The sequence below is a fragment of the Streptomyces sp. NPDC046821 genome, from assembly GCF_040645335.1.
GTDB lineage: Bacteria > Actinomycetota > Actinomycetes > Streptomycetales > Streptomycetaceae > Streptomyces.
The window spans coordinates 415,753-442,531 of sequence record NZ_JBEYYB010000004.1 but is presented as its reverse complement, the minus strand read 5'-3'; the positions used below and the strand labels follow the sequence as shown (position 1 = coordinate 442,531).

Genomic DNA, 26,779 nt, shown 5'->3' with positions numbered 1-26,779 from the left:
GTCTAACTCGGCTGGTTCGCGGGGCGCTTGTACATGCGTGTCGCCGTGATCTCTCCGTGCACGGTCTCCTGGGCCGGGTCCTGCTGCGGCAGGCCCGGCCTCAGGTGTTCCTCGACGCTGATGTACTTCAGCCCGGCACGGAGGTCCGCGTCGTTCCGCAGGCGGATCACCAGCGGGAACTCGGCGAGCGCCGTCGTGTCGAACAGGCCGGTGGTGTACAGGAGTTGGACGCCGAGCGCGTCGGACACGGCCCGCTGGAGTTCGAGCAGATACGTCGCGTTGGCGCGGCCGATCGGGTTGTCGAGGAACAGCGTGCCGGCGTGCCGGTGCTTGTCGCGGCCCCGGTCGTTCGAGCGCAGCGCGGCCATCGTGCAGTACAGGGCGATGGCCGCGGTGAGCAGCTGGCCGCCGGAGAACACGTCGCCCATCTGTCCGACGGGCACCCGCTCGGCGCGCAGCACGGCGTCGGGCTTGAGGATCTCGACGGCGATGCCCTTGGGCTGGAGCGCGGCGGCGACACCGCGCAGCAGCAGGGACATGCCGTCGCGCCGCAGGTCCGAGTTCTTCTTGACGGCGGCGCGGGTCGCCTCGTCGACGACCTCGCCGAGGCGCTCCACGAGAGTCGCCTGGTCGGGCTCCTCGAAGCGGATGCGTACGAACTCCTGGCCCGACCACTCGCCGAGCCCTTCGGGGAGGCGGGACAGGCGCTGGGCGGACCGCAGCGTGGCGAGCGCCGACTCGACGAGGCCGCGCAGCCGGTCCGTGATCGAGTCGCGGTTGCGCTCCAGCTGCTCCAGTTCGTCCGTCAGGACGCGCAGCCGGGGCGCGAACGCGTCGGCCCACTTCCGCGCGTGCTCCGGCAGCGCCGACGCGGGCAGCTCCCGGATCTGCTGCCGCGCGGGGGTGCGCACCTGCTCGTAGCGGGTGGCGTTCGCGTGGCGTACGAGGATGTCGCTCGCGTCGCGCACTGCGGCCTCGGCGGCGGACAGGTCGGCGGCGCAGCCGCGCAGGGAGCGGCGGGTCTCGGCTGCCGCCTGCCGGGCCTCTTCCAACGTGCCGGGGTAGGGCTCGGGCTCGTCCTGGTCGGCGTCCTGCCGGTCGGGGTGGTCGCGGAGCAGGTCCTTGAGGAGCGCGGCGGTCTCCTCGAAGCCGCCGGTCCCGTCCTCGGCGGCGCGGTGGGCGTCGAGGAGTTCGGTGTGGGCGGCGCGGGCCACGCTCAACGCCTCGGTGCGGGCTGCGAGTTCACCCGTGGCGGTGCGCAGGAGGGTCTGGGCGTGCTCGGCGCCGGACGGGACGAGGTCCTCGGGCAGCTCGGTGTGGGCGTCGCCGTCCTCGGGCGCGTGCCGCTCGGCCTCGCCGCGCAGGCGTCCCAGCTGCTCGCTCGCCGTGGAGACGCGGGCCTCCAGGAGCTGGACCAGCTCGTCGGCGCGGGCTGCGGCGGCCTGACGGGAGGGCCCGTCGGAGCCGTCGGTGGACTCCAGGAGCTGGGCGGCGCGGGTGCGGACCTTGTTGCTGAGCCGGTCGAGCTCGGCGAGAGCGGCGCTCTCGTCGCTCTCGGCGCGGGCCTGCTCGGCACGCAGGTCGGCGCCGACACCGACCTTCTCGTACACCTGGGAAGCCGCGCGGTACGCCTCGCGCAGGGCGGGCAGGGACACCTTCGGCGCCTCGGGCTGCGCCGGGTCCTCGGCGGGTACGTCGTCGGGGGCGCCGGCGATCTCGGCGCGTTCGGCGCGCAGGGCGCGGGCGGTGCGGCGGGCGTCGTCGGCGGCGCGCTGGGCGGCCCGGCGGTCCTCGTCGGCGGCGCGGGCGCGGTCCAGGCAGGTCTGGGCGCGGGCCTCGGACTCGACGGCCTCGTCGGCGAGTTCGCGCAGCTTGGCCTGCCAGCCGGCGCGCTCGCGCAGGCGGAACGCGAGCCCTGCGAGGGCGTCGGCGACGCGCCGCGCGCGCTGGGCGGCGTCCTGCCGCTCGTCGCGTACGCGGGTCGCCTCGGTCGCCGTCTCGTCCGCCTCGGCGCGGACGGTGCGGGCCTCGGCGAGTTCGGCCTCGGTCTCGTCGGCGAAGGCGCGTGCTTCCTGTGCCGCCGTGGCGAGTTCGGCGAGGCGTCCGGCGGGGCAGCCGGTGCGCCAGGACCCGATGCGGGCGGCGAGCTCGCGGTCCTTGGCGAGGCGGGCGGCGAGCGCGCGGATCTCCTCGTCGCGCTCCGTCGCGCGCGTGCGCAGCGCCTGCCGCTCCTCGTCGGCGGCGAGCTCGTCGTGCATGGCCGGGTTCGGCGGCACGAGGAAGACGCCACTGTCGGCGCTCTCCTCGTGGGGCGTCGGGGCGAGCAGGGCTGCGGCCGTGCCCACGGCGACGGCGGAACGCGGAAGGAGGGCGGCGGAGCTGAGGGCTTCGCGGGCCCGCGCGTGGGTGTCGGGGTCGGTGATCACGACGCCGTCGACGAGCTCGGGGCGGGCGGCGAGCACGCGGGCGTGGTCGGCGGGGTCGACGGCCTGGGCGAGGTAGCGCCAGCCGGGCAGGGCTGGGATGCCGTGCTCGCCGAGGAACTCGACGGTGGCGAGGACGTCGGGCCCGGGCGGCAGCAGCCCGCCGTCGCCGAGTGCGCCGAGGATGCGGGCGTCGTCGGCGGCGGCCGTGCGCAGGTCGAAGAGCTGGCGTTCGGCGGCGGTGACGCCGTCGTCGAGCAGCGCCTTGAGGTCGTCGGCCGCGCGGTCCAACTCCTCGGCGGTGAAGGGGGTTTCGGTGGCGAGGGTGGTCGTGGTGCGGGCGGTGCTGGTCGCGTCGACGGTAGCGGCGCGGGCAGTGCCGGTCGCGTTGGCCGCCGAGCCGTCGGACGGGGTGGCCGCCGTGCGGGCACCACCGGTTCCGGCGCCCTCGTTTCCGGCGCCCCGGGGTGCGGGCACGCCCGCCGACGCCCCGGCCAGCCCCAGCAGCTCCGCGACGCGCTCCTCGCGGGCGAGGACGTCGGCGGCGCGGTGCTCGGCCGCGTACGCGTTCTCGGCGGCGGTCGCGGCGTCGGCGGCGCGGGCGGCGGTGAGTTCGGCGCGGGATTCGGCGCCCGCCGCCTCGCGGGCGCGCTCGCTTGCGGTGCGGCCGGCCTCGCGGGCGGTGTCCCAGGCCGCGACGGTGGTCTTCTCCGCGTCGCTCGCGGCGAGGGCCGCGCGCGCGGGGTCGGCGTCAGGCGCGGTGTCGTCGAGCCAGCCGGCCCGTACCGCCTCGGCGGTCTCCTGCTCGACCTCGGTGAGGCGCTGGCGCAGGTGGCCGATCTCGCTGCGGGCGCGCTGCGCCTCGGTCGCGGCGACGGTCGCGTCACGGTGCGCGCTCTCGCCGGTCTCCTGGAGCGCGGCGGACCGCTCCTCGCCCTCGTTGGCCTGCTGCTCGGCGGTCTCGGCGGCGCCGTGCAGGGCCCGTACGAGGTCGGCGGCGGCCTTGGCGCGGGCGGCGAGGGCCGGGGCGGCGTCACGCTCGGCCTCGCGGATGGCGACGGCCACGCGCGCGGAGCGGTCGGCGGCCGCGCGGTGACGCAGGACGGCTTCGGCTGCCTGCCAGGCGGCGTGCAAGGTGCGCGCGTCGGCCAGCTCGCGCTTCTGTGCGGCGGCGGCCTTCTCGGCTCCGGCGAGCGCCAACGAGGCGTGCCGGTAGGCGAGTTCGGAGGCGATCAGGGCGCTGCGGGCGCGGGCCTGATCGGCCTCGCCGACGGTGTGGGCGGCGGCGGTGACCTGCTGGGCGAGGTCAGCTGCGCGGGCGCGCTCCTGGGTGGCGCGGGACGTGAGCCTGCGGGCCAGCGTGCGGGTGCGGCGCTCGGCCCCGGCGTGCACGTCACGCGCGCGTGCCCGTGCGTCCGCGGCCTCCACGATGCGCCCGAGGAGGTCGACGGAACCGGCCGTGAACTCGCGCTCGGCGATCAGCTCGGCGCGCCGCCCCAGCTTGTTGCCGAAGCCGCTCACCAGGTCTGCGAGCCCGTCCGTGTCCCGGGTGTCGGTGACGGCACGCAGGAGCAGGTCGGTGAAGTCGGAGTCCTTCTTGACGGCGAAGAGACCGGCGGCCTCGCCCTCGTCCGCGTTCATCTCCCGCTGGTAGCGGAAGAGTTCTGGGTCCAGGCCGAGGTCACCCAGGTGCTCGTTCCACCGGTCGTGGATCTCTTCCCAGTGCACTTCGAGGTGCGGGTACGCCTTGCCGGCGTCGGTGAGGGCGTCGCGGAAGCCCTTCATGGTGCGGCGCCTGCCCTGGGCGCCGGAGACGCCCTCGGCCGAGGCCCGTACGGCGGTGGACTCGGCGACGGGCAGCGAGTCGAGGCTCATGCCGGGGCCCGGACGCAGCGAGTACCAGGCCTCCGCGAACTTGCGCGGGTCGTTCGAGACCTGGCGGCCGCGCCACTCGCTGACCTTGCCGACGACGACGCACTCGCCGGTGAGGGTGTGCTGCCACTCCAGGGCCACGTGCCCGCAGTCGTCGGCGAGCAGGAACTTGCGGAGCACGCCGGAGCTGGCGCCGCCCAGCGTGTTCCGGTGGCCCGGCAGCATCACGGAGAAGATCAGCTTGAGCAGGACGGACTTGCCGCCGCCGTTCTCCAGGAAGAGCACGCCGGCGGGCGCGGGGCGGCGCGGCGGTCCGACGGGCTCGTCCTCGAAGAACTCCGCCTGCATGGGGGCGGGGTCGGGTACGGGCTCGCCGACGCCCCGCAGGTCCAGGACGGTGTCGGCGTAGCGCGCACCGGCGGGCCCGATGGAGTAGAGGCGAATCCGGGACAGCTCGTACATGGCGGCGGACTCTCGTCTTCGTAAGTCGTCGTGAAACGTGGGGGGATGGAACGTGGGGGGATGGGGGGTGCGGCGGGGTGCGGGTCAGGAGTGGAACGGGAGGCCCGCGTCGGCCACGAGCTCGCCGTCGTCCTCGTCAACGGGCGGCAGCAGGCTCGCGGAGCCGTCCGTGACGGGCACGATGCCGAGGTCGGCCAGCTCGCTCAGGGCGGCGGTTCCGGCGAGGTCACGCACCTGGAGCTGGTACCGCGCGGTGGTGCGGTAGGTGCCGCCCGAGTCGTCGCCCGTTCTCTGCAGGAACCCGGAGTCGGTGAGGAACGCGACGGCCTTGCCGATGATGCCGGTGGTGGATCCGGCGAGGCGGCGGGCGTCCTTTGTGGCGCCGGTCGAGCTGCGCCGGGCCCAGATGCGCCAGGCGGCTTCGAGGCCGGGGGCGTCGGACGCCGGGTCGGTGTTCTCGCCCTGTTCCTCGGCGCGCTCCTCCAGGCGGCGGCAGGCCTGGCGGACGAAGGCGTCCACGCCGTTGACCGTGACGCGGCCGATGTAGCCGTCGTCGGCGAGGTCCTCGGGGCGCGGGAACGCCATCGCGGCGACGGCGAGGTGGGCGAGTCCGTGCAGGAAACGGTCGCTGCCGTCGGCGGAGGCGCGGCGCGCGTAGTCGCCCATGCGGACGGCGAACACGGAGTCCTCGGCGGCGGTCACGGCCATTCCCGCGCGCGGGGAGACCTCCAGGACGACGAGGCCGAGCCCGGCGGCGACGGCGTCGGCGAGCCGCGCGAACGGCGGGTCCTCGCGGTAGCGGCGCAGCAGGTCGGCGTACTCCTGGTCGCGGGCGGGCTGGAGCTTGGGCTGGAGCCCGAACGCCACGAGCCGGGCCGCGTCGGCGGCGTCGGCCGGGGTCACAGGCGCGCCGGCCGCCTGCCCCTCGGAGGGCTCCGCCTCGCCCCACGCGGCGTGCTCTGCGGGGTGATCGGTGGTCACGGCTGGTGCTCCTTGCTCAGTGGTACGTCGGTGGGGGCGCCCGGCGGGCGCGGCGCCGCTAAGGCCGCCCGGTGCACTGCGATCGGCACTACGCGGCCTCCGTCCGGTCGGCCGCCATGCCCGCGGCGTCGAGGAGGGCCGTGCCGACGATGAGGTCGGCGCCGCCGAACTCGGGGTCGTCGAGCTCGGTGCCGTCGTCCACGGCGAACAGCAGCTTCTCCTCGCCCTGCCGGTAGGCCGTACCGACCGGCGGGCTGGCCGCGTGGACGGACAACAGGGCGACCAGGTAAGGGAGTTCGGGGTCGCGGCGGCGGGCCTCCGCGAGCAGTCCGGACAGCCGGCGCGGCGCGTCGGAGGGCAGGTCGAGCAGCTCCATGGCGCTCGCGAGCTGCTCCTCGCTGAACCGGCTGTCGTCGGGCGTCGCGATCAGGTCCGGCTCGGGCATCTCGGCGCCGAGGTGCTCCCGCTCCTGAGGCGGCGTCAGGAGCAGGTCGATCAGGTCCCCGACCCGTACGGACACGGGCGTACGCATACCGGTGCCGCGCGCGAAGAACGCGTCGGTGACGCGGCCCGCCTGCTCGACCGGCAGCGGCAGCAGGGGTGTGACGAGCTGCCCGTACAGGTCGAGGCCCGCGCGCGCGGACGGGGTGGCGAACGCCTGCCGGTCCTGCTCGGCGCGGAACAGCGGGCCGGCTTCGAGGAGGCGGGACTGGAGCTGGGTGTGGCGGCGGATGCAGTCCTTGACGATGTCCACGAGCTCGGCGGCGCGCCGCTTGTTCTCGGGGTCCTCGGACTCGTCGCGGGCCTTGCGGATGTTCGTGAGGATCGCGTTCTCGTGGCGGTAGCGGTCGGCCACGTGGTCGAGCGCTTCGGCGATCATGTCCGGGACGGCGTTCAGCCAGTCCACCGCGCGGACGTTCCGCCGGGTCGCGTCCAGGGCCCTGCGCAGGGTCTCGGAGTACTGCACGGTGCGGTAGCGGGCCTGCTCGGCGGCGAGCTGCGCGTCGGCCAGGCGGCCTCGGCTGATCAGCACCTCCAGCTTGACCTCGGCGGCGATCTGGGCGCTGGTGACGTCGGTGTCGAGGGCGCCCACCAGGACGTTGACCGCTTCGTCCGTGGTGCGGAGGTAGACGCTGCCCCCGTAGCCGGGGACCTCCTCGATCAGCTTGAAGTCGTAGTCCCTGCGGACGTACGTGCCGTCGGGGGCGAACGTGCCGTACACCGCGCGGAAGCCGCGGTCGACGCTGCCGACGTTGATCAGGTTCTCCAGGACCCAGCGGGCCACGCGCTCGTGCTCGGCCGCGGGGCGCTGCGGGGCCTGGGCGGCGACGCGCGGGATGAGCCTGGCCACTATCTGCTCGTGGTCGGCGCCCGTGTCGAAGTCCATGTTCAGTGTGACGAGGTCGATGGCGGAGAGGGCCACCTCGGCCATGCCGTACCCGGAGTACTCGCCCGCGAGATTGGCCTTGCGCACGTCGAGGTCGTGCAGCGGGGCGGTGCAGGCGAGCGCGCGGAGGCGGCGCGCGAGCCCTTCGTCGGCGGCCGGGCCCGGTGCGGGCCGCGGCCCCGCGCTGAGCTGGGGCGGAACGAAGTCCGTGCTGGCAGGCGAAGTCACGGAGCACAGACTAGGTGCTAGGTCTGACAACGGTCGAAACGGCGCAGAGCGACCGCGGCCCGCGGGGGCGGTGACGCGAGGTGTGCGGGGGTGCGCCACAGGCGGCCTCGGCGGCCGCGCAGGGGGTTCCGTTGCCGGGCTGTGCGTGAGCCGCGTGCCGTCAGGCGACCGGCAGTTCGCCCCCGGCGACCCGCCGCCCGTACACGTCGGCCAGTTCCTCGCGGGAGTCGTCGAGGTACGCGGCGAGCAGCCGCTCGGCGTCGTCGGCGCGGCCCGCCTCCAGGGCCTGGAGGATGTCGCGGTTGCGGGCGAGGTAGGGCTCGTGGAGGTGGCGCGGGTCGTCCACGACGTGGAACGCGAGGCGCAGTTCGGCGAAGACGCTGCGCATCAGCTCGTCGGTCCGCTCACTGCCCGCGAGCGCCACGAGTTCCTGGTGGAAGTGGATGTTGGCGGTGGAGACGCCCTTCCACTCCCCCGCGTCGGCGGCCCGGTACCCGTCGGCGACGGCCCCGGCTACGCCGTCGAGGTCGTACGGGGGCCGGCCCAGGCCGCGTACGACGGCGCACTGGACGAGGCGCCGGGTGAGGTAGATGTCCTCGACGTCGTCGACGGTGAGTACGCGCACGAAGACGCCCCGGTTGAGCTGGTGCACGAGCAGCCGCTCGTGGGTGAGCAGCCGGAACGCTTCGCGGAGCGTGTTGCGCGAGATGCCCAGCGCCCCGCCGATGCTGTCCTCCGAGAGGCGCGTCCCGGGGTGGAAGAACCCCTCCGCGATCCGGCTCCGGAGAATGTCCGAGACCCGCTCGGCGGTGCTGGTGCGCCCGAGGAGCGCACGGTCGTCGGCCAGGCCGTTCAGTTCACCCACGCGCGAATTCAAGCGCAGATGGGGGAACGGGACAACGCGAGCATCGGGGGATCGTTCCACGATCCTCCGATGGCCTGACCGACTCGCTCGCCATCACGCCGGATCCGGCCGGTCCGCGGTCGTCAGGGACGCGAGCGCCGAGACCACCGCGCTCGACGCCCGCAGGTCGAGGCGGGCGCTGGTGCCCCGGGCGCGGTGGCGCAGCTCGTGCGCCGAGAGGGCGAGGAGCTGGGGCAGCAGATCGGTGCAGCGCCGGGCGACCCAGCCGGTGCCTGCGGTCGCGAGCCACCACAGGCTCGCCGCGCGCGTGGGCGCGGACGTCTCGGGTTCCAGGGACGGCGGGGCGCCCCGCGCGTGCCCCTCGGCCGCGAGCAGCGCGTGGAAACGGACGGCGAGCACTCGGTGTCCACGCTCCCCGGGGTGCAGCCGGTCGGCGCTCCACATGGAACGGTCGGCGACCCACGCTTCCTCGGCCGCGTGCAGATGTACGGCGCCGTGGCGCTCGGACAGAGCGTGGACGACGGAGTTCACCGCCTGCTGACGCCTCGCGAGCGGGTGCGCGAGGAGACCGGGCAGCCCGAGCATGGCACCGGGATCGGGCAGGCAAGCCGTGAGCAGGACGACGCCCTGCTCCGCGAAAGCCGCGTACACACGGTCGAGCCGGGCGGCCACGGCGTGAAGGTCGAAGGTGCACCGCAGAGTGTCGTTGACACCGACCATGACGGAGGCGATGTCGGGCCGCAGGGCGAGGGCTACCGGCAACTGCCGCTCAAGGACATCGCACGTCTGCGCCCCACTGACGGCGAGGTTGTGGAACTCGACGGAACCGCCGTCCGGCGCGAGCCCACCGGCAAGCAACGCGGCCCACCCACGCCAGCCGTCCCCTACGGGGTCACCGACCCCCTCGGTGAGCGAGTCCCCGAGCGCAACGAACCGCAGACGGCGGCTCATACGGCACCCAGCCGGGGGACACGCAGCGGCCCGGCGTCATGCGCCTCAAGAACCCATCCGCCTCCGGGCAACACTCCGCACGCCCGCGTGCAGCCTCGACATCCCCGCGCACGAACCGCAGCCCCCCGCTCATACGGCACCCCGCCCGCCACCCAGAGCGGCGCCCCGAAAGGGCGCTGACGGCCGATCTGCGCGCCGTTCACCACGGTGACCCCAGGCCGCGCGAGCCCCGCGGCAAGCAGCTCGGCGCAACCGCATCCCCCACTCATCCGACACCCCGCCCACTCACCCGCACCGGCCCCGCCTCATGCGCCCTCAAGAACGCATCCACCGCCGCGCCCCACCCGAAGCACTCCGCACGCGCGCGTGCCGCCTCCCGGCGTTGCGCCTCCGGCCGGGCGAGCAGCCCCTCCACCGCGTCGGCGAACGCCTCCCCCGTGTCGCGGGCGACTCCCCCGGCCGGTCCCACGACCTCCGGCAGAGCCGACGACGCGCTGGCGACGACAGGTGTGCCGCAGGCCATCGACTCCAGGGCCGCGAGCCCAAACGTTTCCGCGGGCCCCGGCGCGAGACACACATCAGCCGCCGCCTGCAACGCGGCGAGCCGCCCCCGGTCCGCGACATGTCCGAGAAACGTCACCGGCAACCTCCGCGCGCGTGCCCGTTGTTCGAGCCTCGTGCGCAGCGGCCCGTCCCCGGCGACGACGAGCACCGCCGGCACCCCTCGCCCGCGCAGCACGGCAAGGGCGTCAAGTGCCGTGGTGGGCCGCTTCTCGACCGAGAGCCGTGAGCACAGGACGAGCAGCACCTCCCCCACGCGCGCGTACCGCTCCCGCACGGCGGCGTCCCGCAGGCGCGGGTGGCAGAGCTCCAGGTCGACGCCGAGCGGGGCCCGGACGACATTGCGTGCCCCGATGCGCACGAACTCTCGCTCGGCCCACTCCGTCGTACAGACCACGCGCGAATAGGCGTGCGCGGTACGGGAGTTGAGGGCGTCGGCGGCGCGCAGGGAGAGTCGTCCGGGCAGGCCCCAGGTCCGCAGGACTCCGTCGGCCGTCTCGTGGGACACCATCACGGCGGGCACGCGGGCACGCCGCGCCCACTCGCCGGTCCACCGCAGCGTCGTACGGTCGGACACCTCGATCCGGTCGGGCGCGAGGTCGTCGAGGAGGGCGGCCACGCGCCGCCGGTCCGCGAGGACGCGGTACCCGCCCGTGCCGGGCAGCGGCGTTCCCGGGAGGGTGATGACGCGTCCCTGGACGGTGTCGCGGTCGTCGGCCCGTTCGCCGGGCACGATCAGGACCGGCTCGTGTCCGGCGGTCCGGTAACCGGCGCCCAGCTCGCGCAGGGCGGTGCGCAGTCCGCCGGACGCGGGCGCGACGAAGTTGGCGAGCCGTACGATCCGCAGCGCCCCGCTCATGCCGCCACCGCCGTGCGGGCGTCGATGATCTCCCCGTAGTGGTCGAGGAGTTGGTCGCCCACGGCCGCCCAGGTCCGCCCTTCGACGGCCCGGCGCCCGGCCGCTCCGTAAGCCTGACGTCGTAGCGGGTCCTCGGCGAGCGACCACACGGCGTCGCGTACGGCGGCGGCGTCGCCGGGAGCGACCAGGAGGCCGGTGCGGCCGTGGGCGACGAGGTCGAGCGGGCCGCCGGCGGCGGGCGCGATCACGGGCACGCCGCTGGCCATGGCCTCCTGCACGGTCTGGCAGAACGTCTCGTAGGGGCCGGTGTGCGCGAAGACGTCCAACGAGGCGAAGATCCGGGCGAGTTCGTCGCCGGTGCGGCGGCCGAGGAAGACGGCGCCTGGCAGGGCCTCGCGCAGCCCGGGGGCGCTGGGGCCGTCGCCCACGACGACGAGCCGCACGCGGTCGAGGGCGCACACCCCGGCCAGCAGCTCGACCTGTTTCTCGGGGGCGAGCCGTCCCACGTAGCCGACGATCAGCTCGCCGCCCGGGGCGAGTTCGCGCCGTAGGGCGTCGTCGCGCAGGCCGGGCCGGAAGCGGACGGTGTCGACGCCGCGCGGCCACAGGCGCACCCGGGGTACGCCGTGTCCCTCCAGGTCGCGCACGGCGGCGGTGGACGGGGCGAGCGTGCGGTCGGCGGCGGCGTGGACCCCGCGGATCCGCCGCCATGCGGTGCTCTCGCCGGCCCCCATGTACGTACGCGCGTAGCCGGCGAGGTCGGTCTGGTAGACGGCGACGGCGGGGATTCTCAGGCGTGCGGCGGCGGCCATGCCGCGGGCGCCGAGGACGAACGGGCTGGCCAGATGGACGAGTTGGGCGCCGTGCGCGGCGACGGCGGCGGCCACCCGGCGGCTCGGCAGGGCGACCCTGACCTGCGGGTAACCGGGCAGCGGCATGGAGGGGACGCGGACGACGGGACAGGGGGCGTCGGTGTCGGGGCCCTGCGTGGTGGCGGGGGCGATGACGAGGGGGTCGTGGCCGCGCGCGGCGAGGTGCCGGGCGGTCTGGAGGGCGCAGTGCGCCACACCGTTGATGTCGGGGGGAAAGGACTCGGTGACGATGACGACACGCATACCGGTGTTGTCGCCGGGTGGAGCGTGGGCACGTCAACGTGGATCTTTCCTGGCGAGGAACGTCCCATGAGGATTCGCCCTCGCCACCGACGGCCAGGAGGCGGCCCGCACCCCCGCCGCCGACATCCGGGAGGCGGCCCGCACGCGCGCGCCACCTCCCGTAAAGCCGACGGTCACAAGCCGTCGGCCACAAAGCCGTCCACGACAGCACCGTCGACCACAAAGCCGTCCACCAGAGCACCGTCGGCTACAGAGCCCCCGTCACCGCACCGTCGGCCACCAAGCCATCCGGCGGTCACGAAGCCGTCGGCTGCAAAACCGTCGTCACAGCGCCGTCGCGTCCGGTCCGATCCTGCTGCGCACCGCGCTCTGCACCTCGTCCTCCTCGGCCGGGTCGGCGGCGAGTCTCCGGAGCTGGTCGACGACGCGTGCGTCGCCGGTCTCCGCGTGGCGCGCGGCGATCTCGCGGGTGGATTCCTCGCAGTCCCACAGGCATTCGACGGCGAATCCGGCGGCGAAGGAGGGATCGGTGGCGGCCAGGGCGCGGGCGGCGTGGCCGCGCAGCCGGGACGAGGCGGTCTCGCGGTAGACGTGCCGCAGGACGGGGGCGGCGCAGGCGATGCCGAGCCGTCCGGCCCCGTCGACGAGGGGCCACAGGGTGGGTGCGTCGGCGCCTTCGCCGCGCACGGCTTCGCGTAGGGCGGTGAGGACCAGTTCGGTGTCCTCGGCTCCGCCCCGGCAGGCGAGTACACGCCCGGCCGCGGCTCCCAGGGCGTCGGGCCGGGGGGCCCAGCGCCGCGCCCGCTCCAGGGCGTCGGGCGTCCGCATCCGCTCGAAGGCGTCGAGGGCGGCGTCCACGACCGCGCGCGAGGGGCTTTCCACGGCGGCCTCGATCAGGTCGAGGACGGCGGGATCGTGGGCGTCGGCGAGGTAGCGCAGGGCGGTGCTGCGGGCGCCGTCGTGGCCGGTGAGCGCGGCCGAGACGATCTCGCCCCGGTCGCCTGGCCCGGCGACTGCGGCCAGGCAGCGCGCGGCCGGCACGTACAGGACCGCTCCGCGTTCGAGCCCTTCCTGGGCCCAGTCGAGGACGGCCTGCACGCTCCAGCCGGGCCGGGGCCCGGCGGGCCGCATCTGGCGCTGCCACTGGTCGAAGGAGCCGCGCTCCTGGGCCGCGCGGACACGGGCGCCGACTGCGCCCCGGGAGTCGTCAGCCCACAGCCGCCAGGGTCGCGGCTCGTACGCGTCCCGTACGGCGGCAGCGAGTTCCGCGTCACCCTCGGGCCCTTCGGGGAATCTGGCCAGGATCGGGGCGGCGAGCGCGCGCAGCCCCGCGTCGTCGTCGCGCAGGGCCAGCTCGTCGAGCGCCCAGGCCCAGCTGGTCCCGAACGCGGCGTACCGGCGCAGCAGTTCCAGGGCGTCGTGCCTGCCGTAGGAGGCGAGGTGGCCGAGGACCGCGAGCGCGAGGCCCGTGCGTGACTCGTCCGTGTTGAGGACGTCGTCGGGGTCGAAGAGGTGGCGCTCGATCTCCCCGAGCTCTCCGTGGAGGTCGAGGTAGAGGCGCGCGTAGTAGAGGGAGCGGTTCTCCACCTGCCAGTCGTGGCGGGGATCGCTCGCCACACAGTGGTTGAGAGCCGTGAGCGCTTCGGCGCGCGGCGCCGTCAGCGCGTGCAGCGTGCCGTCGCCGCGGCCCCGCTGCAGCAGGCCGAGCAGCGTACCGCTGGGCGCTATGACCGGATCGAACATGGGAAACAGCCTCACATCAAGCGTCGACGCAACCGGGGAACCGCATTACCTGGCCGCGCGACAACACTGCGGGGCGCCCGCCGTCTTCTGCTTGCTGTAGACCATGTTCCTCTGCCTCTCGCTCTGTGGCCCGAATCGGACCGTTCACGGTCCACGCGGTGTGGCACCATCTGCCCCGCCGTCGCGTACGTGAATCACGTCGTCATGATGACCCAGCGGTTCTTCCCGCCGCGACCACATTTCCCGCTCCCCCGTTCTGCCTGCTCAGAGGCGGTGTTCAGGACGTACCGAAGAGCTCCAGGAGCTCGGCCTTGCCGAACATGCGGGCCGTGTCGACCGCCGACGGGGTCCCCGCGGCCGGGTCGGCGCCGCCGTCGAGGAGCGCCCGGATCACGTCGTTCTCGCCCTTGAAGACGGCGCCCGCGAGCGGGGTCTGGCCGCGGTCGTTGGCGCGGTCGGCGTCGGCGCCCCGCTCCAGGAGCACCCGGACCGCCGCGGCGTGGCCGTGGTAGGCGGCGAGCATCACCAGAGAGTCACCGCGGTCGTTCGTGAGGTTCGCCGGCAGGCCCGCGTCCACGTAGGCGGCGAGCTGGTCGCTCTCGCCCCTGCGTGCGAGGTCGAAGACCTTGGCCGCCAGTTCGACGACCTCGGGGTCGGGGGCTTCGCTCATCGGGACGGACCGCCTTTGTCGTGTACAGGATGTGACGGCCAGGGGGCCGTACGGGTGAATCGACAGCGTACTGCCCGGTTCCGCACATGAGCAGCGGCGGCCGAGGCAAAGATCACGAAGAGTCCCGGCGGCCCTAGGGCACACGCTCAGGCGACTCGCCGAACGCCTGCCGAACGGGTGAAATAAAGATTTTTGCACCCATTTGCACCTTTTATCGTATGGATACATGCTGTGAGCCTGGAAGAACTCATGGTGACTGTCCCCATCGACCAGGAGAACCCTCATGATCCTGTCCATGTCAGGCGTGGTGCTGCTCGGAATCATCGTCTTCCTCTTCTTCCGCAAGGACGGACTCAAGGCATCCCACGGACTGGTCTGCGCCCTCTTCGGCTTCTACCTCGCGGGCACCGCCATCGCCCCGAGCATCAAGGCCGGCGGCGAGAGCCTGGCCAGCCTGCTCGGCGGGATCAAGTTCTGACCTTCTCCACCCTCGTACGCACCTTCAGGAGACAGACGTGGCCCGGCGCCCCCTCCCCCGCATTCTGAGCAACGGCAGCGCCTCCATCGCTCGGAGCAGGGAACTCGCACGAACGGCCGCCGACGGGGCCACCGACGTACTCCATCCCCTGATCACGATCACCCGGGGCCTGCGCCGCCTGGCATCCGCCGGGCGGTGCAAGTGGGCCGAGACCCCCAAGGACCGGCGCGGACAGCTGCTGTTCCTGGTGGCGGCCGTGGTACTGGTCGTGGTGCTGATTCCGTACGGTCCGCTGCTGGCGTTCATCACCCTGATGGCAGCGGCCGCATGGCACGGCCGGGACCGCACCCCGCCGGCGCCGACCGGCCCCGACGAGTCCCAGGTCGAGCGGCTCTCGGCGCTCTACGAAGCGCTCGTCCCCTACTTCTCCGTCCCGGAGGACCCGAGTCCCCTCTTCGCCCACGGCGGCGAGTGGGAGAAGGCCTTCGAGGCTTACGAATTCGACGACACCGGGCGCGTCTCCCGGCTCGTGGTGCGCTACCCGGCGTACTTCACGGACGGCGAGGCGGAGTCCCGCGCCCGGATCGAACAGCTCCTGCACGCCAAGTCGGGCCGCGGCCGCGAGTACCGCTTCGAGTGGGACGAGGAGGGCAACCGCCTCTCGGTCACCGTCCTGCCCCCGCTGCCCACCGACATCGCCGCCCAGCGCTTCGTCACCGCGCCCGGCGAGACCGTCCTCGGCTTCACCGACAAGAGCGGCACCCGGCGGACCCTGCCCGTCACCGACAGCGCCGGACAGCGCGACGTACCGCCCGTCGTCTGGCGTACGGGCGTCCGCTCGACCGAGCCCCACCTTCTCGCCGTCGGCCACCCCGGCGGCGGGACCACCTCGCTCCTGCGGTCGATCGCCCTTCAGGCCCTCCAGCACGGTGACGTGCTCATCGTGGAGGGCAGCGGCACCGGCGAGTTCGCGTGCCTGGCCGGGCGCACCGGTGTCCTCGCCGTCGAGTGCGGGCTCGCGGGCGCGCTGACGAGCCTGGAGTGGGCGGCGCACGAGACGGAACGGCGGCTGATCGCCGCCAACCGTGCCCGCCAGGCCGGCCACCCCGTACCGGACGACACCCGGCGTCCGCTGTGGATCCTGTTCGACCGGCCCAGCGTGCTCGGTCATCTGGCCGCAGCCGACGGGCGCAAGGACCCGCAGACCCTGCTCCAGGTCCCCCTGAGGCACGGGCGCGCGGCCAACGTCACGGTGGTGGTGGCCGACCAGTTCGACGGTCTCGACGCGCTGACCGACCCGGTCTGCCAGCACACACGCGCGCGCGTGGTGCTCGGTCCGGCCACGTACGACCAGATCGAGGACGTCCTCGGCGTCGCACCCCACACGACGCCCACCCCCGACGTCCCCCCGGGGCGCGGTTACGCGCGCCTCGGCACGGGCCCCGTCCACCGCCTCCAGGTCCCGGCCACCCCCGACCCGTACGACGACGCGACGAGCGACGCGCACCGGCAGGCGGTGGTGGCGCTGCTGCCGTCGCGCACGACTCCGGCGGACGACGCGTCCACTCCGGTCGAGGCGACCGAGCACATGGAGACGATCGAGGCCATCGAATCGGTTGAGACCGTGGGCTCGGTACGAACGGCTGTCGCCGAAGGCTAGGAGGTCCTTCAGGCGATGAGCGTCCGCGGCGGTTCCGCCCCGGACGCTCCGCCTTCCCGGACCAGGCGGGCAGCCGCGGCGAGCCGCACCGCCGCCTCGTCGGCGACCGCCCCGGACACGGTGAACGGCAGCCGCACGTACCCCTCGAAAGCCCCGTCCACCCCGAAGCGCGGCCCCGAGGGGACCCGTACGCCGACGCGTTCGCCGACCTCCGCGAGGCGGGAGCCGGAGAGTCCGCCCGCCCGCACCCACAGCGTCAGTCCGCCGACCGGGACGTCGAACTCCCAGTCGGGCAGCTCCCGTTGCAGCGCGGCGACAAGGGCGGCGCTGTTCTCCCGGCCCTGGTCGCGGCGCACCTGGACGGCCTCCTCCCAACCGCCCGTGCTGAGCAGCCAGTTCACGGCCAGCTGTTCCAGGACGGGGGTGCCGAGGTCGGCGTAGGCGCGGGCGGCGACGAGGCTGCGGATCACGTCGGGCGCGGCCCGCACCCAGCCGATGCGCATACCCGCCCAGAAGGCCTTGCTCGCCGAGCCGACGGTGATGACGGTCGAGCCCGCGGGGTCGAAGGCGCAGACGCGGCGGGGCATCTTCAGGTCGCGGTCGAAGTGCAGCTCGGTCATGGTCTCGTCGACGACGAGCACGGTGCCGGCCGAGCGCGCCGCCTCGACGAGCTGACGGCGCTGGTCCTCGTCGGCCAGCGCGCCGGTGGGGTTGTGGAAGTCGGCGACGACGTAGGCGAGCCGGGGCGCGGCGTCCCGCAGGACCTGCCGCCAGCGGTCGATGTCCCAGCCCGTGAGGCCCTCGGCCATGGCGACCGGAACGAGCCGGGCGCCCGCCTCGCGCATGAGCTGGAGGATGTTGGCGTAACTGGGCGACTCGACGGCGATGCGCTCGCCGCGGCCCGCGAACAGGTGGCAGATCGCGTCGATCGCGCCCATCGCGCCTGTGGTCACCATGATCTGCTCGGGCATGGTCGGGACGCCCTGGGCGGTGTACCGCTCGGCGAGCATCTCGCGCAGGGCGGGCAGGCCGGCGGGGTAGTCGCCGTGGGTGTGCGCGTAGGGCGGGAGTTCACCGAGGGCGCCCTGGACGGCGCGGGTCAGCCAGGGTTCGGGGGCGGGCAGGGCCGCGGTGCCGAGGTCGATCATCGAGCCGAGGGCCTCGGGCGGGAGGGGTTCCAGGCCGCGCGCGGGCAGCGGGTTCCCGGCGGGGACGGCGGTCCAGCTGCCCGCTCCCCTGCGTGATTCGAGGAACCCCTCGCCGCGCAGCGCCTCGTAGGCGGCGGCGACGGTCGTCCGGCTGACCTTCAGTGAGACGGCGAGCTCGCGTTCGGCGGGCAGGCGTGCCGCGACCGGGACGCGTCCTTCGAGCACCAGGAGGCGGATGCCGTCGGCGAGAGCGCGGTAGGCGGGCGGACGGCGGCTGCCGGGTCCGGCCGGGCGCGCCTCCTGCTGGGAGGTGAGCAGCCGCGCGAGCTGGGCCGCGCCGACCGCCGATGTCCACTGAGCCATGCCGTCCAGTCCACCTTCCCCGAATTGGCCATGGTTGGCCTGGGTTCCCAAGCCACAGAGTGTCACGCGACAGTCCACAACCACCACAGGGGGCACCACTTGTCCGCGTCGTCCACGCCAACCGGCGTCGGTCTCACCCGTCGGCTTCTCCAGCTCTACGTCGGTCTGGCGCTGTACGGCGTGAGTTCCGCCCTCTTCGTCGAGGCGGGGCTCGGCCTGGAGCCGTGGGGCGTGCTCCATCAGGGTCTCGCCGAGCGGACAGGGATATCGATCGGCGTCGTGTCGATCATCGTCGGCGCCGTGGTGCTGCTCCTGTGGATCCCGATCCGGCAGCGCCCCGGTCTCGGCACCGTGTCGAACGTCTTCGTGGTCGGCCTCGCGATGGACGGGACCCTGGCCCTCGTGCCCGACGTGCACTCGCTCGTGATCCGGATCCCGCTGATGCTGGTGGCGATCGCCCTGAACGGAGCGGCTACGGGCCTCTACATCGCGGCGTCCTTCGGGCCCGGCCCGCGTGACGGCCTGATGACGGGGCTGCACCGGCTCACCGGCCGCTCGATCCGTCTGGTGCGCACGACGCTGGAAGTCGCCGTGGTCGCGACCGGCTTCCTCCTCGGAGGCACTGTCGGCGTCGGCACGGTCCTGTACGCCCTGTCGATCGGCCCGCTGGCGCAGCTGTTCCTGAGGGTGTTCGCCGCCCCCGAGCCGCCCGAGACGCCCGCCGCCATCGCGGACCCGTCACCTGAAGGGACGATACTGCCGCAGTGACCCCGCGCGTACGCCATCCGTATCTCGACCACCCCACGCCACTGGCGTTCGCCCATCGTGGCGGGACCGCCGGCGGCCTGGAGAACACGATGGCGGCGTTCCGGCGCTCCGTGGACCTCGGCTACCGCTACATCGAGACCGATGTGCACGCCACGTCCGACGGGGCGCTCGTGGCGTTCCACGACTCCACGCTCGACCGGGTCACCGACGCGGCGGGCCGGATAGCGGACCTCCCGTGGAGCGATGTGCGCCACGCGCGCGTGGCGGGCCGCGAACCGGTGCCGCTCTTCGAGGAACTCCTGGAGACCTTCCCCGGCGTCCGCTGGAACGTGGACGTGAAGGCCGAGCCCGCCCTGCTCCCGCTCCTCGACCTCATCGGCCGTACGAACGCGTGGGACCGCGTCTGCGTCGGCTCGTTCTCGGAGGCGCGGGTCGCCAGGGCCCAGGCCCTGGCGGGCCCGCGCCTGGCCACGTCGTACGGCACGCGTGGCGTGCTCGGTCTGCGGCTGCGTTCGCTCGGGCTGCCCGCGCCGCTGCGTTCCTCGGCCGTGTGCGCCCAGGTCCCCGTGGCGCAGTCGGGCATCCCCGTGGTCGACCGCCGTTTCCTTCGCGCCGCCCACGCGCGCGGGCTCCAGGTGCACGTCTGGACGGTCAATGACCGAGAACAGATGGGCGAACTCCTCGATCTCGGGGCCGATGGCATCATGACCGATCACATCGAGACGCTGCGTGACGTGTTGAAGGACCGGGGAGCCTGGACCTGAGGCGCGGGCCGCGTCCGGCCACGGGGATCACGGGGACAGCGAGGGGGCGCGGGTGGGCACGGACACCGTGCGGGCGGGTACGACGACCGACGAGGCAGAGCGGCGGCGGGAACAGCGCGGCTGGTACTTCTACGACTGGGCGTGCTCGGTCTACTCGACCAGCGTCCTCACCGTGTTCCTCGGGCCGTACCTGACGGCGGTCGCCAGATCCGCCGCCGACGCGGACGGTTTCGTGCACCCGCTGGGGATCCCGGTCCGCGCGGGCTCCTTCTTCGCGTACACGGTCTCCCTCTCGGTGATCATCGCGATCTTCGTGATGCCGCTCGCCGGGGCGGCGGCGGACCGGACAGGCCGCAAGAAGCCGCTGCTCGCCGCGTGCGCCTATCTGGGGGCCGCGGCGACCGCCGGGATGTTCTTCCTCGACGGCGACCGCTATCTGCTCGGCGGCGCCCTGCTCGTCGTCGCCAACGCCTCGCTCGCCGTGTCGATGGTGCTCTACAACTCCTACCTGCCGCAGATCTCGACCCCGGAGGAACGCGACGCCGTCTCCTCCCGAGGCTGGGCCTTCGGCTACGCGTCCGGCGCCCTCGTCCTCGTGGCGAACCTGGTCCTGTACTCCGGTCACGACTCGTTCGGCGTCAGCAAGTCGACGGCGGTACGGATCTGCCTGGCGTCGGCGGGCGCGTGGTGGGGCGCCTTCACTCTCGTACCGCTACGGCGGCTGCGGGACCGGCGTACGGCTCCCGGCACCGGCGAAACGGCCGCTGTGCCGGGCTGGCGCCAGCTGGCCGCGACGCTGCGCGACATGCGCGCCCGCCCGCTGACGCTCTCCTTCCTGCTGGCCTACCTCGTCTACAACGACGGCATCCAGACGGTCATCTCGCAGGCGTCCGTGTACGGCTCGGAGGAGCTGGGCCTCGACCAGTCGACGCTGATCGTCGCGGTGCTGCTCGTCCAGCTGCTCGCCGTGGCGGGGGCGCTCGCGATGGGGCGCCTCGCCCGGACCTACGGCGCCAGGAACACGATCCTGGGCTCGCTCATCGCCTGGACCGTGACGATCGGGGCCGGATATTTCCTGCCGTCGGGCGCGCCGGTGTGGTTCTTCGCACTCGCGGCCGGGATCGGGCTCGTCCTCGGCGGTACCCAGGCGCTCTCGCGCTCCCTGTTCTCCCATCTCGTACCGGCCGGCAAAGAGGCCGAGTACTACTCGGCGTACGAGATGAGCGACCGGGGTATGAGCTGGCTCGGGCCACTGGTTTTCGGCCTGGCGTACCAGCTGACCGGGAGTTACAGGGCGGCCATCGTGTCCTTGGTGGTGTTCTTCGCGCTCGGGTTCGTCCTGCTTGCCCGGGTTCCGGTGCGGCAGGCGGTGCACGACGCGGGAAATCCGGTACCGACCCGGATTTAGCGCCGAAGGCCAAAGGCCGGTAGTGTACGCGTTTGGCCTGCCAGGCGTACCGTTACTGCACGGCAAGAATGTAAAGCCATGGGTGACATCTGCTTGACAGATGTGACAAACCGGGCGCCGGTGGGTACAACAAGGGGCGGCTACGACGGCGACGCATGACCGGACACGGGAATCTTTACCGCCGACCGGACGTTGACCGGATGACGACGACAGCGACACCTGTCCTGTGGGCGACAAGCCCGGGAGGCACGATTCATGAGTGAGCGAGCTCTTCGCGGCACGCGCCTCGTGGTGACAAGCTACGAGACCGACCGCGGCATCGACCTGGCCCCGCGCCAGGCGGTGGAGTACGCATGTGAAAAGGGACATCGCTTTGAGATGCCCTTCTCGGTGGAAGCGGAAATTCCGCCGGAGTGGGAGTGCAAGGTCTGCGGGGCCCAGGCACTTCTCGTGGACGGTGACGGCCCTGAGGAGAAGAAGGCCAAGCCGGCGCGCACACATTGGGACATGCTGATGGAGCGGCGTACGCGCGAGGAGCTCGAAGAGGTTCTCGAAGAGCGCCTCGCCGTTCTCCGATCGGGTGCCATGAACATCGCGGTGCATCCGCGCGACAGCCGCAAGTCCGCCTGACCCCTCCGGGGAACAGCGGCAGCGCGACTGACAGAGCCGTGGGCCGGGCACACGTTACGTGTGCCCGGCCCACGGCTTTTGCGTACGCGGTCTTTTGAGTACCCGGTCTTTTGCGTACCCGGTCTTTTGCGTACCCGGTCCAGATTTCCGGAGTCAGCCGGCTCGGCCCGAAACCGGCCGAACGCCAGGCGCGACCCCGAAACGCTCAGCGCGCTTCTGCGGGCCGCGCGGGCTCACGGAGTGATCGGCGGTCGCGGACCCGCGTCGGGGCGCTGTGCGGACCCCTCACCGTTCTTGATCACCTCACCCTGGATGACCGTGCCGTCCGGCCGGTGCATCCGGGCCTGCTGGAAGGCGTCACCGAAGGTCCCCGGCGCCGCCGACTGCATCTTCCGCTCGATGGTCCGCTCCGTGTAGCGGCTCACGGCCGTGCGGACGCCCGGCACGAGCAGGGCGAGGCCGGCGACGTCCGAGATCAGGCCGGGGATCATCAGGAGCAGGCCGGCCAGCATCAGCAGGCCGTTCCCCTCGGAGCGCTGGTCGCCGGCCGGGGCCGCGCCGTTCTGCTCCTGTTGCTGTTGCTGTTGCTGCCGCTGGATCGTCTCGGTCAGATTCGTGAAGGCCCGGCGTCCGGCGCGCTTGATCACGACGCCGCCGCCCACGAGCCCGGCGACCAGGAGCAGAAAGACGATGCCACCGCCGGCCGCGCCCGCCACCACGGTCAGCAGCCAGATCTCCAGGACCAACCAGACGGCGATGCCGAGCGGCAGGAACCGGCGGAGCTTGGAACGCGGGGCCGTGGCAGGACGAGAAGGGCGTGGTGAGCCTGTGGTCATGACCCCAGTGTGCCTGGGCCACGGTGCGAGTGGCGTAAGCGGGGGATCAAGATCGCCGTGGGCCCGCGGTCAGGGGCGCGGGCTTTGACTCAGGAGCGCGCTCGCCCAAATTCAGGGGCTCGCGAGCCCGGAAATCAAGGTCGCGCCGGCCCGGAATCAGGAGCGGGCTCGCCCGGCATCAGGGGCGCGCGAGCCCCGCGTCAGGGGCGCTTGCGGCCGATCACGCGGCCGACGCGCTCCCCCACGCCCCACGCGGTGACCCGCCACAGCGCTTCGACGACGATGTCACGGCTCATCTTGGAGTCGCCGAGTTCGCGCTCGACGAAGGTGATGGGCACCTCGACGACGTGACAGCCGGCCTTGACCGCGCGGCGCGCGAGGTCGACCTGGAAGCAGTAGCCCTGCGAGGACACCTCGGCGAGTCCGAGGCCTTCGAGGGTCTCGCGGCGGAAAGCGCGGAAACCGCCGGTGACGTCGCGGATCGGCACGTCGAGCAGCAGCCGCGAGTACGTGCTGCCGCCGCGGGAGAGGAATTCGCGCGACTTGGGCCAGTTGACGACCCGTCCGCCCGGCACCCAGCGCGAGCCGAGCACCAGGTCGGCGCCCTTCAGGGCGGTGAGCAGCCGGGGCAGTTCCTCGGGCTGGTGGGAACCGTCGGCGTCCATCTCCACGAGGACGCCGTAGCCGTGTTCGAGGCCCCAGCGGAAACCGGCGAGATAGGCGGCGCCGAGGCCTTCCTTGCCCTGCCGGTGCAGGACGTGGACCTGGTCGTCGGCGGCGGCGAGTTCGTCGGCGAGTTTGCCGGTGCCGTCGGGGCTGTTGTCGTCGGCGACGAGGACGTGCGCCTCGGGCACGGAGGCGCGCACCCGGGCGACGATCGACTTGATGTTCTCCGCCTCGTTGTAGGTCGGGATGATCACCAGTGCCGTACCGAGCGGACCGAACTGCCGCCCACCGCCGTCGTTCACAGCTTCCCCTTAAGACGTCAGTACGAGGGGACCACCATAGCCATGCCGCTACCCTGCGCCACCAAGGCGCCCTGCATACAGGCGGAATCGGGGCCCGGCGCCCTTCGGGCCGACCTGGGACCCGCTGGCTGCGGGTCTACCGAAAGCCGTTGTCTACTGAGCATCCGGGCCCCACCCGGGTCGCACCTTCCCCCGTGCTCCCGAGGAGCTGGGAGGGACCCCCGTCCGGCCGGAACGTTCCAGCGCCCCATGGCGCGGGTGCTGGGACTGGTTCCCAGTGTGGTGCCCGGTGCGGCACACCACCCCGTGACCCAGCGGCGTTCATCGGCTGCGCGGGAGTTCCCCGGTCGGACGTCCTGTGGTGGACCCGCCGAACCTACCCGCCGACCGCGCCCAGCTGTCAACACCCGTTCTACCTGCGGTGATTGGGGAAAACCGCTGGTCAGCGAGGAGGATCCGCAGGTCGCACGAGCAGCCGCGGGGGCCGCGACACGGGGCTCGCGGCCGTCTACATCACTCGTCCGGCCCTACGTACACGGTCTCGCCGCCGACCACTGTGCGCAGGCAGAGCGGAAGTTGGGCTCCGGGGGTGAGGTCGGGCAGGCCGGGCGTGCCGGAGCGGGGGTCGGTCGACCAGCGCGCGACGCGGTCGTCCGGGGCCTGGACCACGAGTTCCTCGGTCCGCCAGATCGCGTAGTCCGCCGGGGCGCCCGGTACCAGGATGCCCGCGTCGTCCCGGCCGACGGCGCGCCAGCCGCCACGGGTGTGGGCGGTGAAAGCGGCCCGCACGGACACCCGGTGTTCGGGCGTGCGGTGGAACGCGGCGGCACGGACGGTGCCCCAAGGGTCGAGCGGGGTGACGGGGCTGTCGGAGCCGAAGGCCAGCGGGACGCCGGCGCGCAGCAGGGCGGCGAACGGGTTGAGGGCGCGGGCCCGTTCGGCGCCGAGCCGGTCTACGTACATGCCGTCCTCGCCGCCCCACAGGGCGTCGAAGGCGGGCTGCACGGACGCGGTGAGGGCGAATTCGGCGAAGGAGGCGATGGTCTCCGGCGACAGCATCTCGGCGTGTTCGACGCGGTGCCGGGCGGCACGGACGCGGGCGAGGCCGACCTTCTCGACGGCGGCGCGCACGCCGTCCGTCACGGCGGTCACGGCGGCGTCCCCGATGGCGTGGAATCCCGCCTGGAGCCCCGCCTCGGTGCAGGCGACGACGTGGGCGGCGACGGCGTCGGCGTCCAGGTAGGCGGTCCCGGTGTGGCCGGGGGCTGCGTCGGCGTACGGCTCGTGCAGGCAGGCCGTGTGGGAGCCGAGGGCGCCGTCCACGAAGAGGTCACCGGCGGCGCCGAGCGCGCCGAGCTCGCGTGCCCGTTCGACGTCGCGGTCGGCCCAGTAGCCGACGACGCGGGGGCCGGTCTCTTCGGCGGCCAGGCGCAGCAGGCCGGTGAAGTCGTCCTCGGAGGAGATCTCGGGGCCGCCGCACTCGTGCACGGAACCGATCCCGAGGGATGCGGCGTGCCGCAGGGCCGCGCGCTGGGCCTCGGCGCGCTGTTGCGGGGTGACGGCGGCGAAGGCGGCGGCGCGGACGGCGTGGTGGGCCTCGCGGGTCAGCGGTCCGTCGGGACTGAATCCGGGCTGCCGCTCGATGCCGGGCACGAGGTCGAGGAGCGCGGTGGTGACGGCGGCCGAGTGGACGTCGATACGGGAGAGGTAGAGCGGGCGGCCGGCCGTGGCCTCGTCGAGTTCGGCGCGAGTGAGGGCCTGTCCGTCGGGCCAGCGGGCGGCGTCCCAGCCGTGACCGAGGAGGATGCGGTCGGTGGGGCGGGCGGCGGCGTGAGCGCGGACGAGGGTGAGCGCGTCGTCCCGGGTGCGGGCGCCTGAGAGGTCGAGGCCGGTGAGGGTGAGCCCGGTCGACGTGGTGTGGACGTGGGCGTCGGTGAACGCGGGGGTGACGAGGGCGCCCTCCAGGTCGACGACCTCGTCGACCCCGTCGGCGAACGCGTCGGCCGCGCCTTCGGAACCGACCCAGGCGACGTGCCCCCGCTCAACGACCATGGCCGTGGCGAAGGGATCGGCGGGACTGTGAACGTCGCCCCCACGCAGAAGGGTGGTGCGGGCCGCTGACGGGGTGAGGGGCGTACTCATGGGGACAGTTTCCCGCCTCCATGCCCGTGCGGCGCACGCGGGGCCGCAACGGGGCGGGGGTGTGGGGCTGTCCGGGTCGGATGCGAGGGCTTGCCGGTCGGCGGCGCGGGAGGGGCTGGGTGGGATACGGGTACAGTCCCGGCCGGCGGCGGCGCAGGGTCTGGGTGGGATATGGGCGCCGTCGCGGTCGGCGACCTCGGACCAGGTGGGTCGGGTACAGGCCCATCCCGGCCGAAGGCGCCGGACCACCAGAATCTGAACGCCGAAACCGTCCCAGCCGAAGGCGTAGCCCCAGCCAGAACACACTCAAGGCCCCGTCCCAGCCGATAGCCCCCGCCCACCCGACTCGAACGCCAGAACCCACCCCGGCCAGAGGCGCAGCCCAGCGTGCGTCAGACCCGCGGCGGACGCGCCTCGTACGGCGTGGAGAGGACCACCGTCGTGCGTGTGGAGACGCCGGCCAGGGACCGTACTCGCGCCAGCAGGTTCTCCAGGTCGTGCGGGGTTTCCACGCGGACCTTGAGGATGTAGTTCTCGTCGCCGGCGACGCTGTGGCAGGCCTCGATCTCGGGGACGCCCGCGAGGCGCTCCGCGATGTCGTCGGGGGCGCTCGGGTCGAACGGTTTCACCGAGATGAACGCGGTCAGCGACAGCCCGACGGCCTCGGGGTCGACGACCGCGGCATAGCCGCGGATGACGCCACGCTGTTCGAGGCGGCGCACCCTCTGGTGCACCGCTGACGTGGACAGGCCGGTGGCCTTGCCCAGGTCCGTGTAGCTCATCCGCCCGTCCTTGACGAGCAGCTGCACGATCTGTCGGTCGAGCTCCTCCATGCCGCAGAACCTACAGTGCCCGTGATCTCCAGGGATAGCCGAGCGGGCCATGGAGAGCGATTACGCCTACCGCTGGCCGGACACCCCCAACCGGTATGTGACGAAGACCACACCCCTGGAGCCGTGTCCAGACGCGTGCCACGATTACCGCCACGACGGGACGGGAAGTGCTTGCTGTGGTCGAGGCCGCGGTTGCCTTGTCGGCCCACCCGAGGGGGAGAATCCCATGCAGAATCTGAAGCGTCCCGGTCGTCCTGCCCGCGGCAGGCAGCAGCCGGTGATCGAGCCCGAGCCGGAGGGCGTCGAACCGGCTGACGCCGAGTTCGACGACGCGTACGACACCTTCGAGATGTACCGGGTGTTCTGCCCGGACTGCGCGCAGCCGATCGCGCTGCTCGCCGACGAGGACGTACTGCCTGAGCACGCGCTGTGCACCTCGCCGTGGAACCCGTTCGGCCTCACGGTCTGCGCGGGCACCGGGCGCGCGGCGGCCGACGCGCGGCCCGCCGACGACTCGACGGACGCTCAGGAACAGGACACCGCACTCCTGCTGACGCTCCCTCAGGGACTCGACTGGCGGATGCAGCCCTTCTCGCACGTCGGCGGCCCCGGCTCGCGTCCGCTGCTCCGCGTACCCGAGCAGACGCGGCGCGCGGCCGCCTGA

General features: G+C 73.3%; 21 protein-coding genes. 7 read left to right on the top strand and 14 right to left on the bottom strand.

Translation table 11 applies throughout. From position 1 onward, the window contains the following. Nucleotides 1–2: 2 nt before the first annotated feature. The 9 genes from ABZ893_RS10765 to ABZ893_RS10725 form a co-directional block, all read right to left on the bottom strand. Nucleotides 3–4,757: a hypothetical protein gene (locus ABZ893_RS10765; RefSeq protein WP_361400062.1), complete on the bottom strand. Its 4,755-nt coding sequence runs from the start codon at nucleotides 4,755–4,757 to the stop codon at nucleotides 3–5. 84 nt (nucleotides 4,758–4,841) lie between these two features. Then, the gene (locus ABZ893_RS10760) at nucleotides 4,842–5,660 is read right to left on the bottom strand and encodes a hypothetical protein (protein ID WP_361400216.1); all 819 of its coding nucleotides are present in this window, start codon (nucleotides 5,658–5,660) and stop codon (nucleotides 4,842–4,844) included. 166 nt (nucleotides 5,661–5,826) lie between these two features. Then, the gene (locus ABZ893_RS10755) at nucleotides 5,827–7,353 is read right to left on the bottom strand and encodes a hypothetical protein (RefSeq protein ID WP_361400060.1); all 1,527 of its coding nucleotides are present in this window, start codon (nucleotides 7,351–7,353) and stop codon (nucleotides 5,827–5,829) included. Nucleotides 7,354–7,513: 160 nt separating this feature from the next. Then, complete coding sequence (locus tag ABZ893_RS10750; protein ID WP_361400057.1) at nucleotides 7,514–8,218, bottom strand: GntR family transcriptional regulator; 705 nt, start codon at nucleotides 8,216–8,218, stop codon at nucleotides 7,514–7,516. 93 nt (nucleotides 8,219–8,311) lie between these two features. Beyond that, nucleotides 8,312–9,169 carry an SGNH/GDSL hydrolase family protein gene (locus ABZ893_RS10745; RefSeq protein WP_361400055.1) on the bottom strand — a complete coding sequence of 286 codons (858 nt, stop codon included), beginning with the start codon at nucleotides 9,167–9,169 and terminating at the stop codon, nucleotides 8,312–8,314. 265 nt (nucleotides 9,170–9,434) lie between these two features. Next, a complete protein-coding gene (locus ABZ893_RS10740; protein WP_361400052.1) occupies nucleotides 9,435–10,589 on the bottom strand; it encodes a glycosyltransferase in 1,155 nt (384 codons plus the stop codon). Then, the gene (locus ABZ893_RS10735; RefSeq protein WP_361400050.1) at nucleotides 10,586–11,704 is read right to left on the bottom strand and encodes a glycosyltransferase family 1 protein; all 1,119 of its coding nucleotides are present in this window, start codon (nucleotides 11,702–11,704) and stop codon (nucleotides 10,586–10,588) included. The genes ABZ893_RS10740 and ABZ893_RS10735 overlap by 4 nt, the downstream gene beginning before the upstream one ends. Nucleotides 11,705–12,028: 324 nt before the next feature. Further along, nucleotides 12,029–13,447 (bottom strand): HEAT repeat domain-containing protein, encoded by a 1,419-nt coding sequence (locus ABZ893_RS10730; protein WP_361400047.1) that lies wholly within the window; start codon nucleotides 13,445–13,447, stop codon nucleotides 12,029–12,031. 277 nt (nucleotides 13,448–13,724) lie between these two features. Continuing rightward, nucleotides 13,725–14,117, bottom strand: a complete 393-nt coding sequence (locus ABZ893_RS10725) for an ankyrin repeat domain-containing protein (protein ID WP_361400045.1) — start codon at nucleotides 14,115–14,117, stop codon at nucleotides 13,725–13,727. 283 nt (nucleotides 14,118–14,400) lie between these two features. On the opposite strand from ABZ893_RS10725, the gene ABZ893_RS10720 reads away from it, so the two are divergent. Together ABZ893_RS10720 and ABZ893_RS10715 are read left to right on the top strand one after the other, a co-directional pair. Further along, the gene (locus ABZ893_RS10720; protein ID WP_361400042.1) at nucleotides 14,401–14,595 is read left to right on the top strand and encodes a hypothetical protein; all 195 of its coding nucleotides are present in this window, start codon (nucleotides 14,401–14,403) and stop codon (nucleotides 14,593–14,595) included. Between the two features lie 37 nt (nucleotides 14,596–14,632). After that, a complete protein-coding gene (locus ABZ893_RS10715; protein WP_361400040.1) occupies nucleotides 14,633–16,255 on the top strand; it encodes a hypothetical protein in 1,623 nt (540 codons plus the stop codon). A gap of 8 nt (nucleotides 16,256–16,263) precedes the next feature. On the opposite strand, the gene ABZ893_RS10710 is transcribed toward ABZ893_RS10715, so the two are convergent. Next, nucleotides 16,264–17,766, bottom strand: coding sequence for a PLP-dependent aminotransferase family protein (locus ABZ893_RS10710; protein WP_361400038.1), 1,503 nt, complete (start codon nucleotides 17,764–17,766; stop codon nucleotides 16,264–16,266). A 99-nt stretch (nucleotides 17,767–17,865) separates the two neighbouring features. On the opposite strand from ABZ893_RS10710, the gene ABZ893_RS10705 reads away from it, so the two are divergent. The 4 genes from ABZ893_RS10705 to ABZ893_RS10690 all read left to right on the top strand — a co-directional run bounded on the left by ABZ893_RS10705 (nucleotide 17,866) and on the right by ABZ893_RS10690 (nucleotide 21,336). Continuing rightward, nucleotides 17,866–18,534: a hypothetical protein gene (locus tag ABZ893_RS10705; protein ID WP_361400035.1), complete on the top strand. Its 669-nt coding sequence runs from the start codon at nucleotides 17,866–17,868 to the stop codon at nucleotides 18,532–18,534. Then, entirely contained in the window at nucleotides 18,531–19,298 is a 768-nt protein-coding gene (locus tag ABZ893_RS10700) for a glycerophosphodiester phosphodiesterase (RefSeq protein WP_361400032.1), read from the top strand. Before ABZ893_RS10705 ends, ABZ893_RS10700 begins: the two co-directional genes overlap by 4 nt. A 52-nt stretch (nucleotides 19,299–19,350) precedes the next feature. Next, a complete protein-coding gene (locus tag ABZ893_RS10695; protein WP_361400029.1) occupies nucleotides 19,351–20,706 on the top strand; it encodes an MFS transporter in 1,356 nt (451 codons plus the stop codon). Nucleotides 20,707–20,961: 255 nt separating this feature from the next. After that, nucleotides 20,962–21,336 carry an RNA polymerase-binding protein RbpA gene (locus ABZ893_RS10690; protein WP_003977404.1) on the top strand — a complete coding sequence of 125 codons (375 nt, stop codon included), beginning with the start codon at nucleotides 20,962–20,964 and terminating at the stop codon, nucleotides 21,334–21,336. Between the two features lie 233 nt (nucleotides 21,337–21,569). Here the strand turns inward: ABZ893_RS10690 and fxsA are convergent, their stop codons facing one another. The 4 genes from fxsA to ABZ893_RS10670 all read right to left on the bottom strand — a co-directional run bounded on the left by fxsA (nucleotide 21,570) and on the right by ABZ893_RS10670 (nucleotide 26,115). After that, a complete protein-coding gene (gene fxsA / locus ABZ893_RS10685; protein WP_361400026.1) occupies nucleotides 21,570–22,172 on the bottom strand; it encodes an FxsA family membrane protein in 603 nt (200 codons plus the stop codon). Nucleotides 22,173–22,372: 200 nt separating this feature from the next. Then, nucleotides 22,373–23,140 (bottom strand): polyprenol monophosphomannose synthase, encoded by a 768-nt coding sequence (locus tag ABZ893_RS10680; RefSeq protein WP_361400023.1) that lies wholly within the window; start codon nucleotides 23,138–23,140, stop codon nucleotides 22,373–22,375. A 513-nt stretch (nucleotides 23,141–23,653) separates the two neighbouring features. Continuing rightward, a complete protein-coding gene (locus ABZ893_RS10675; RefSeq protein WP_361400020.1) occupies nucleotides 23,654–25,282 on the bottom strand; it encodes an amidohydrolase in 1,629 nt (542 codons plus the stop codon). Between the two features lie 392 nt (nucleotides 25,283–25,674). After that, nucleotides 25,675–26,115, bottom strand: a complete 441-nt coding sequence (locus ABZ893_RS10670) for an Lrp/AsnC family transcriptional regulator (RefSeq protein ID WP_100597468.1) — start codon at nucleotides 26,113–26,115, stop codon at nucleotides 25,675–25,677. A gap of 226 nt (nucleotides 26,116–26,341) precedes the next feature. Between ABZ893_RS10670 and ABZ893_RS10665 the strand changes: the two genes are divergently transcribed. Beyond that, the gene (locus ABZ893_RS10665) at nucleotides 26,342–26,779 is read left to right on the top strand and encodes a hypothetical protein (RefSeq protein ID WP_361400017.1); all 438 of its coding nucleotides are present in this window, start codon (nucleotides 26,342–26,344) and stop codon (nucleotides 26,777–26,779) included.

Excerpts from the sequence above, each read along its gene's own strand:
- ABZ893_RS10765 (WP_361400062.1), bottom strand. The coding sequence starts at position 4,757 with ATGTACGAGCTGTCCCGGATTCGCCTCTACTCCATCGGGCCCGCCGGT.
- ABZ893_RS10745 (WP_361400055.1), bottom strand. The coding sequence starts at position 9,169 with ATGAGCCGCCGTCTGCGGTTCGTTGCGCTCGGGGACTCGCTCACCGAG.
- ABZ893_RS10740 (WP_361400052.1), bottom strand. The coding sequence starts at position 10,589 with ATGAGCGGGGCGCTGCGGATCGTACGGCTCGCCAACTTCGTCGCGCCC.
- ABZ893_RS10735 (WP_361400050.1), bottom strand. The coding sequence starts at position 11,704 with ATGCGTGTCGTCATCGTCACCGAGTCCTTTCCCCCCGACATCAACGGT.
- ABZ893_RS10730 (WP_361400047.1), bottom strand. The coding sequence starts at position 13,447 with ATGTTCGATCCGGTCATAGCGCCCAGCGGTACGCTGCTCGGCCTGCTG.
- ABZ893_RS10725 (WP_361400045.1), bottom strand. The coding sequence starts at position 14,117 with ATGAGCGAAGCCCCCGACCCCGAGGTCGTCGAACTGGCGGCCAAGGTC.
- ABZ893_RS10720 (WP_361400042.1), top strand. The coding sequence starts at position 14,401 with ATGATCCTGTCCATGTCAGGCGTGGTGCTGCTCGGAATCATCGTCTTC.
- ABZ893_RS10710 (WP_361400038.1), bottom strand. The coding sequence starts at position 17,766 with ATGGCTCAGTGGACATCGGCGGTCGGCGCGGCCCAGCTCGCGCGGCTG.
- ABZ893_RS10690 (WP_003977404.1), top strand. The coding sequence starts at position 20,962 with ATGAGTGAGCGAGCTCTTCGCGGCACGCGCCTCGTGGTGACAAGCTAC.
- fxsA (WP_361400026.1), bottom strand. The coding sequence starts at position 22,172 with ATGACCACAGGCTCACCACGCCCTTCTCGTCCTGCCACGGCCCCGCGT.
- ABZ893_RS10675 (WP_361400020.1), bottom strand. The coding sequence starts at position 25,282 with ATGAGTACGCCCCTCACCCCGTCAGCGGCCCGCACCACCCTTCTGCGT.
- ABZ893_RS10670 (WP_100597468.1), bottom strand. The coding sequence starts at position 26,115 with ATGGAGGAGCTCGACCGACAGATCGTGCAGCTGCTCGTCAAGGACGGG.
- ABZ893_RS10665 (WP_361400017.1), top strand. The coding sequence starts at position 26,342 with ATGCAGAATCTGAAGCGTCCCGGTCGTCCTGCCCGCGGCAGGCAGCAG.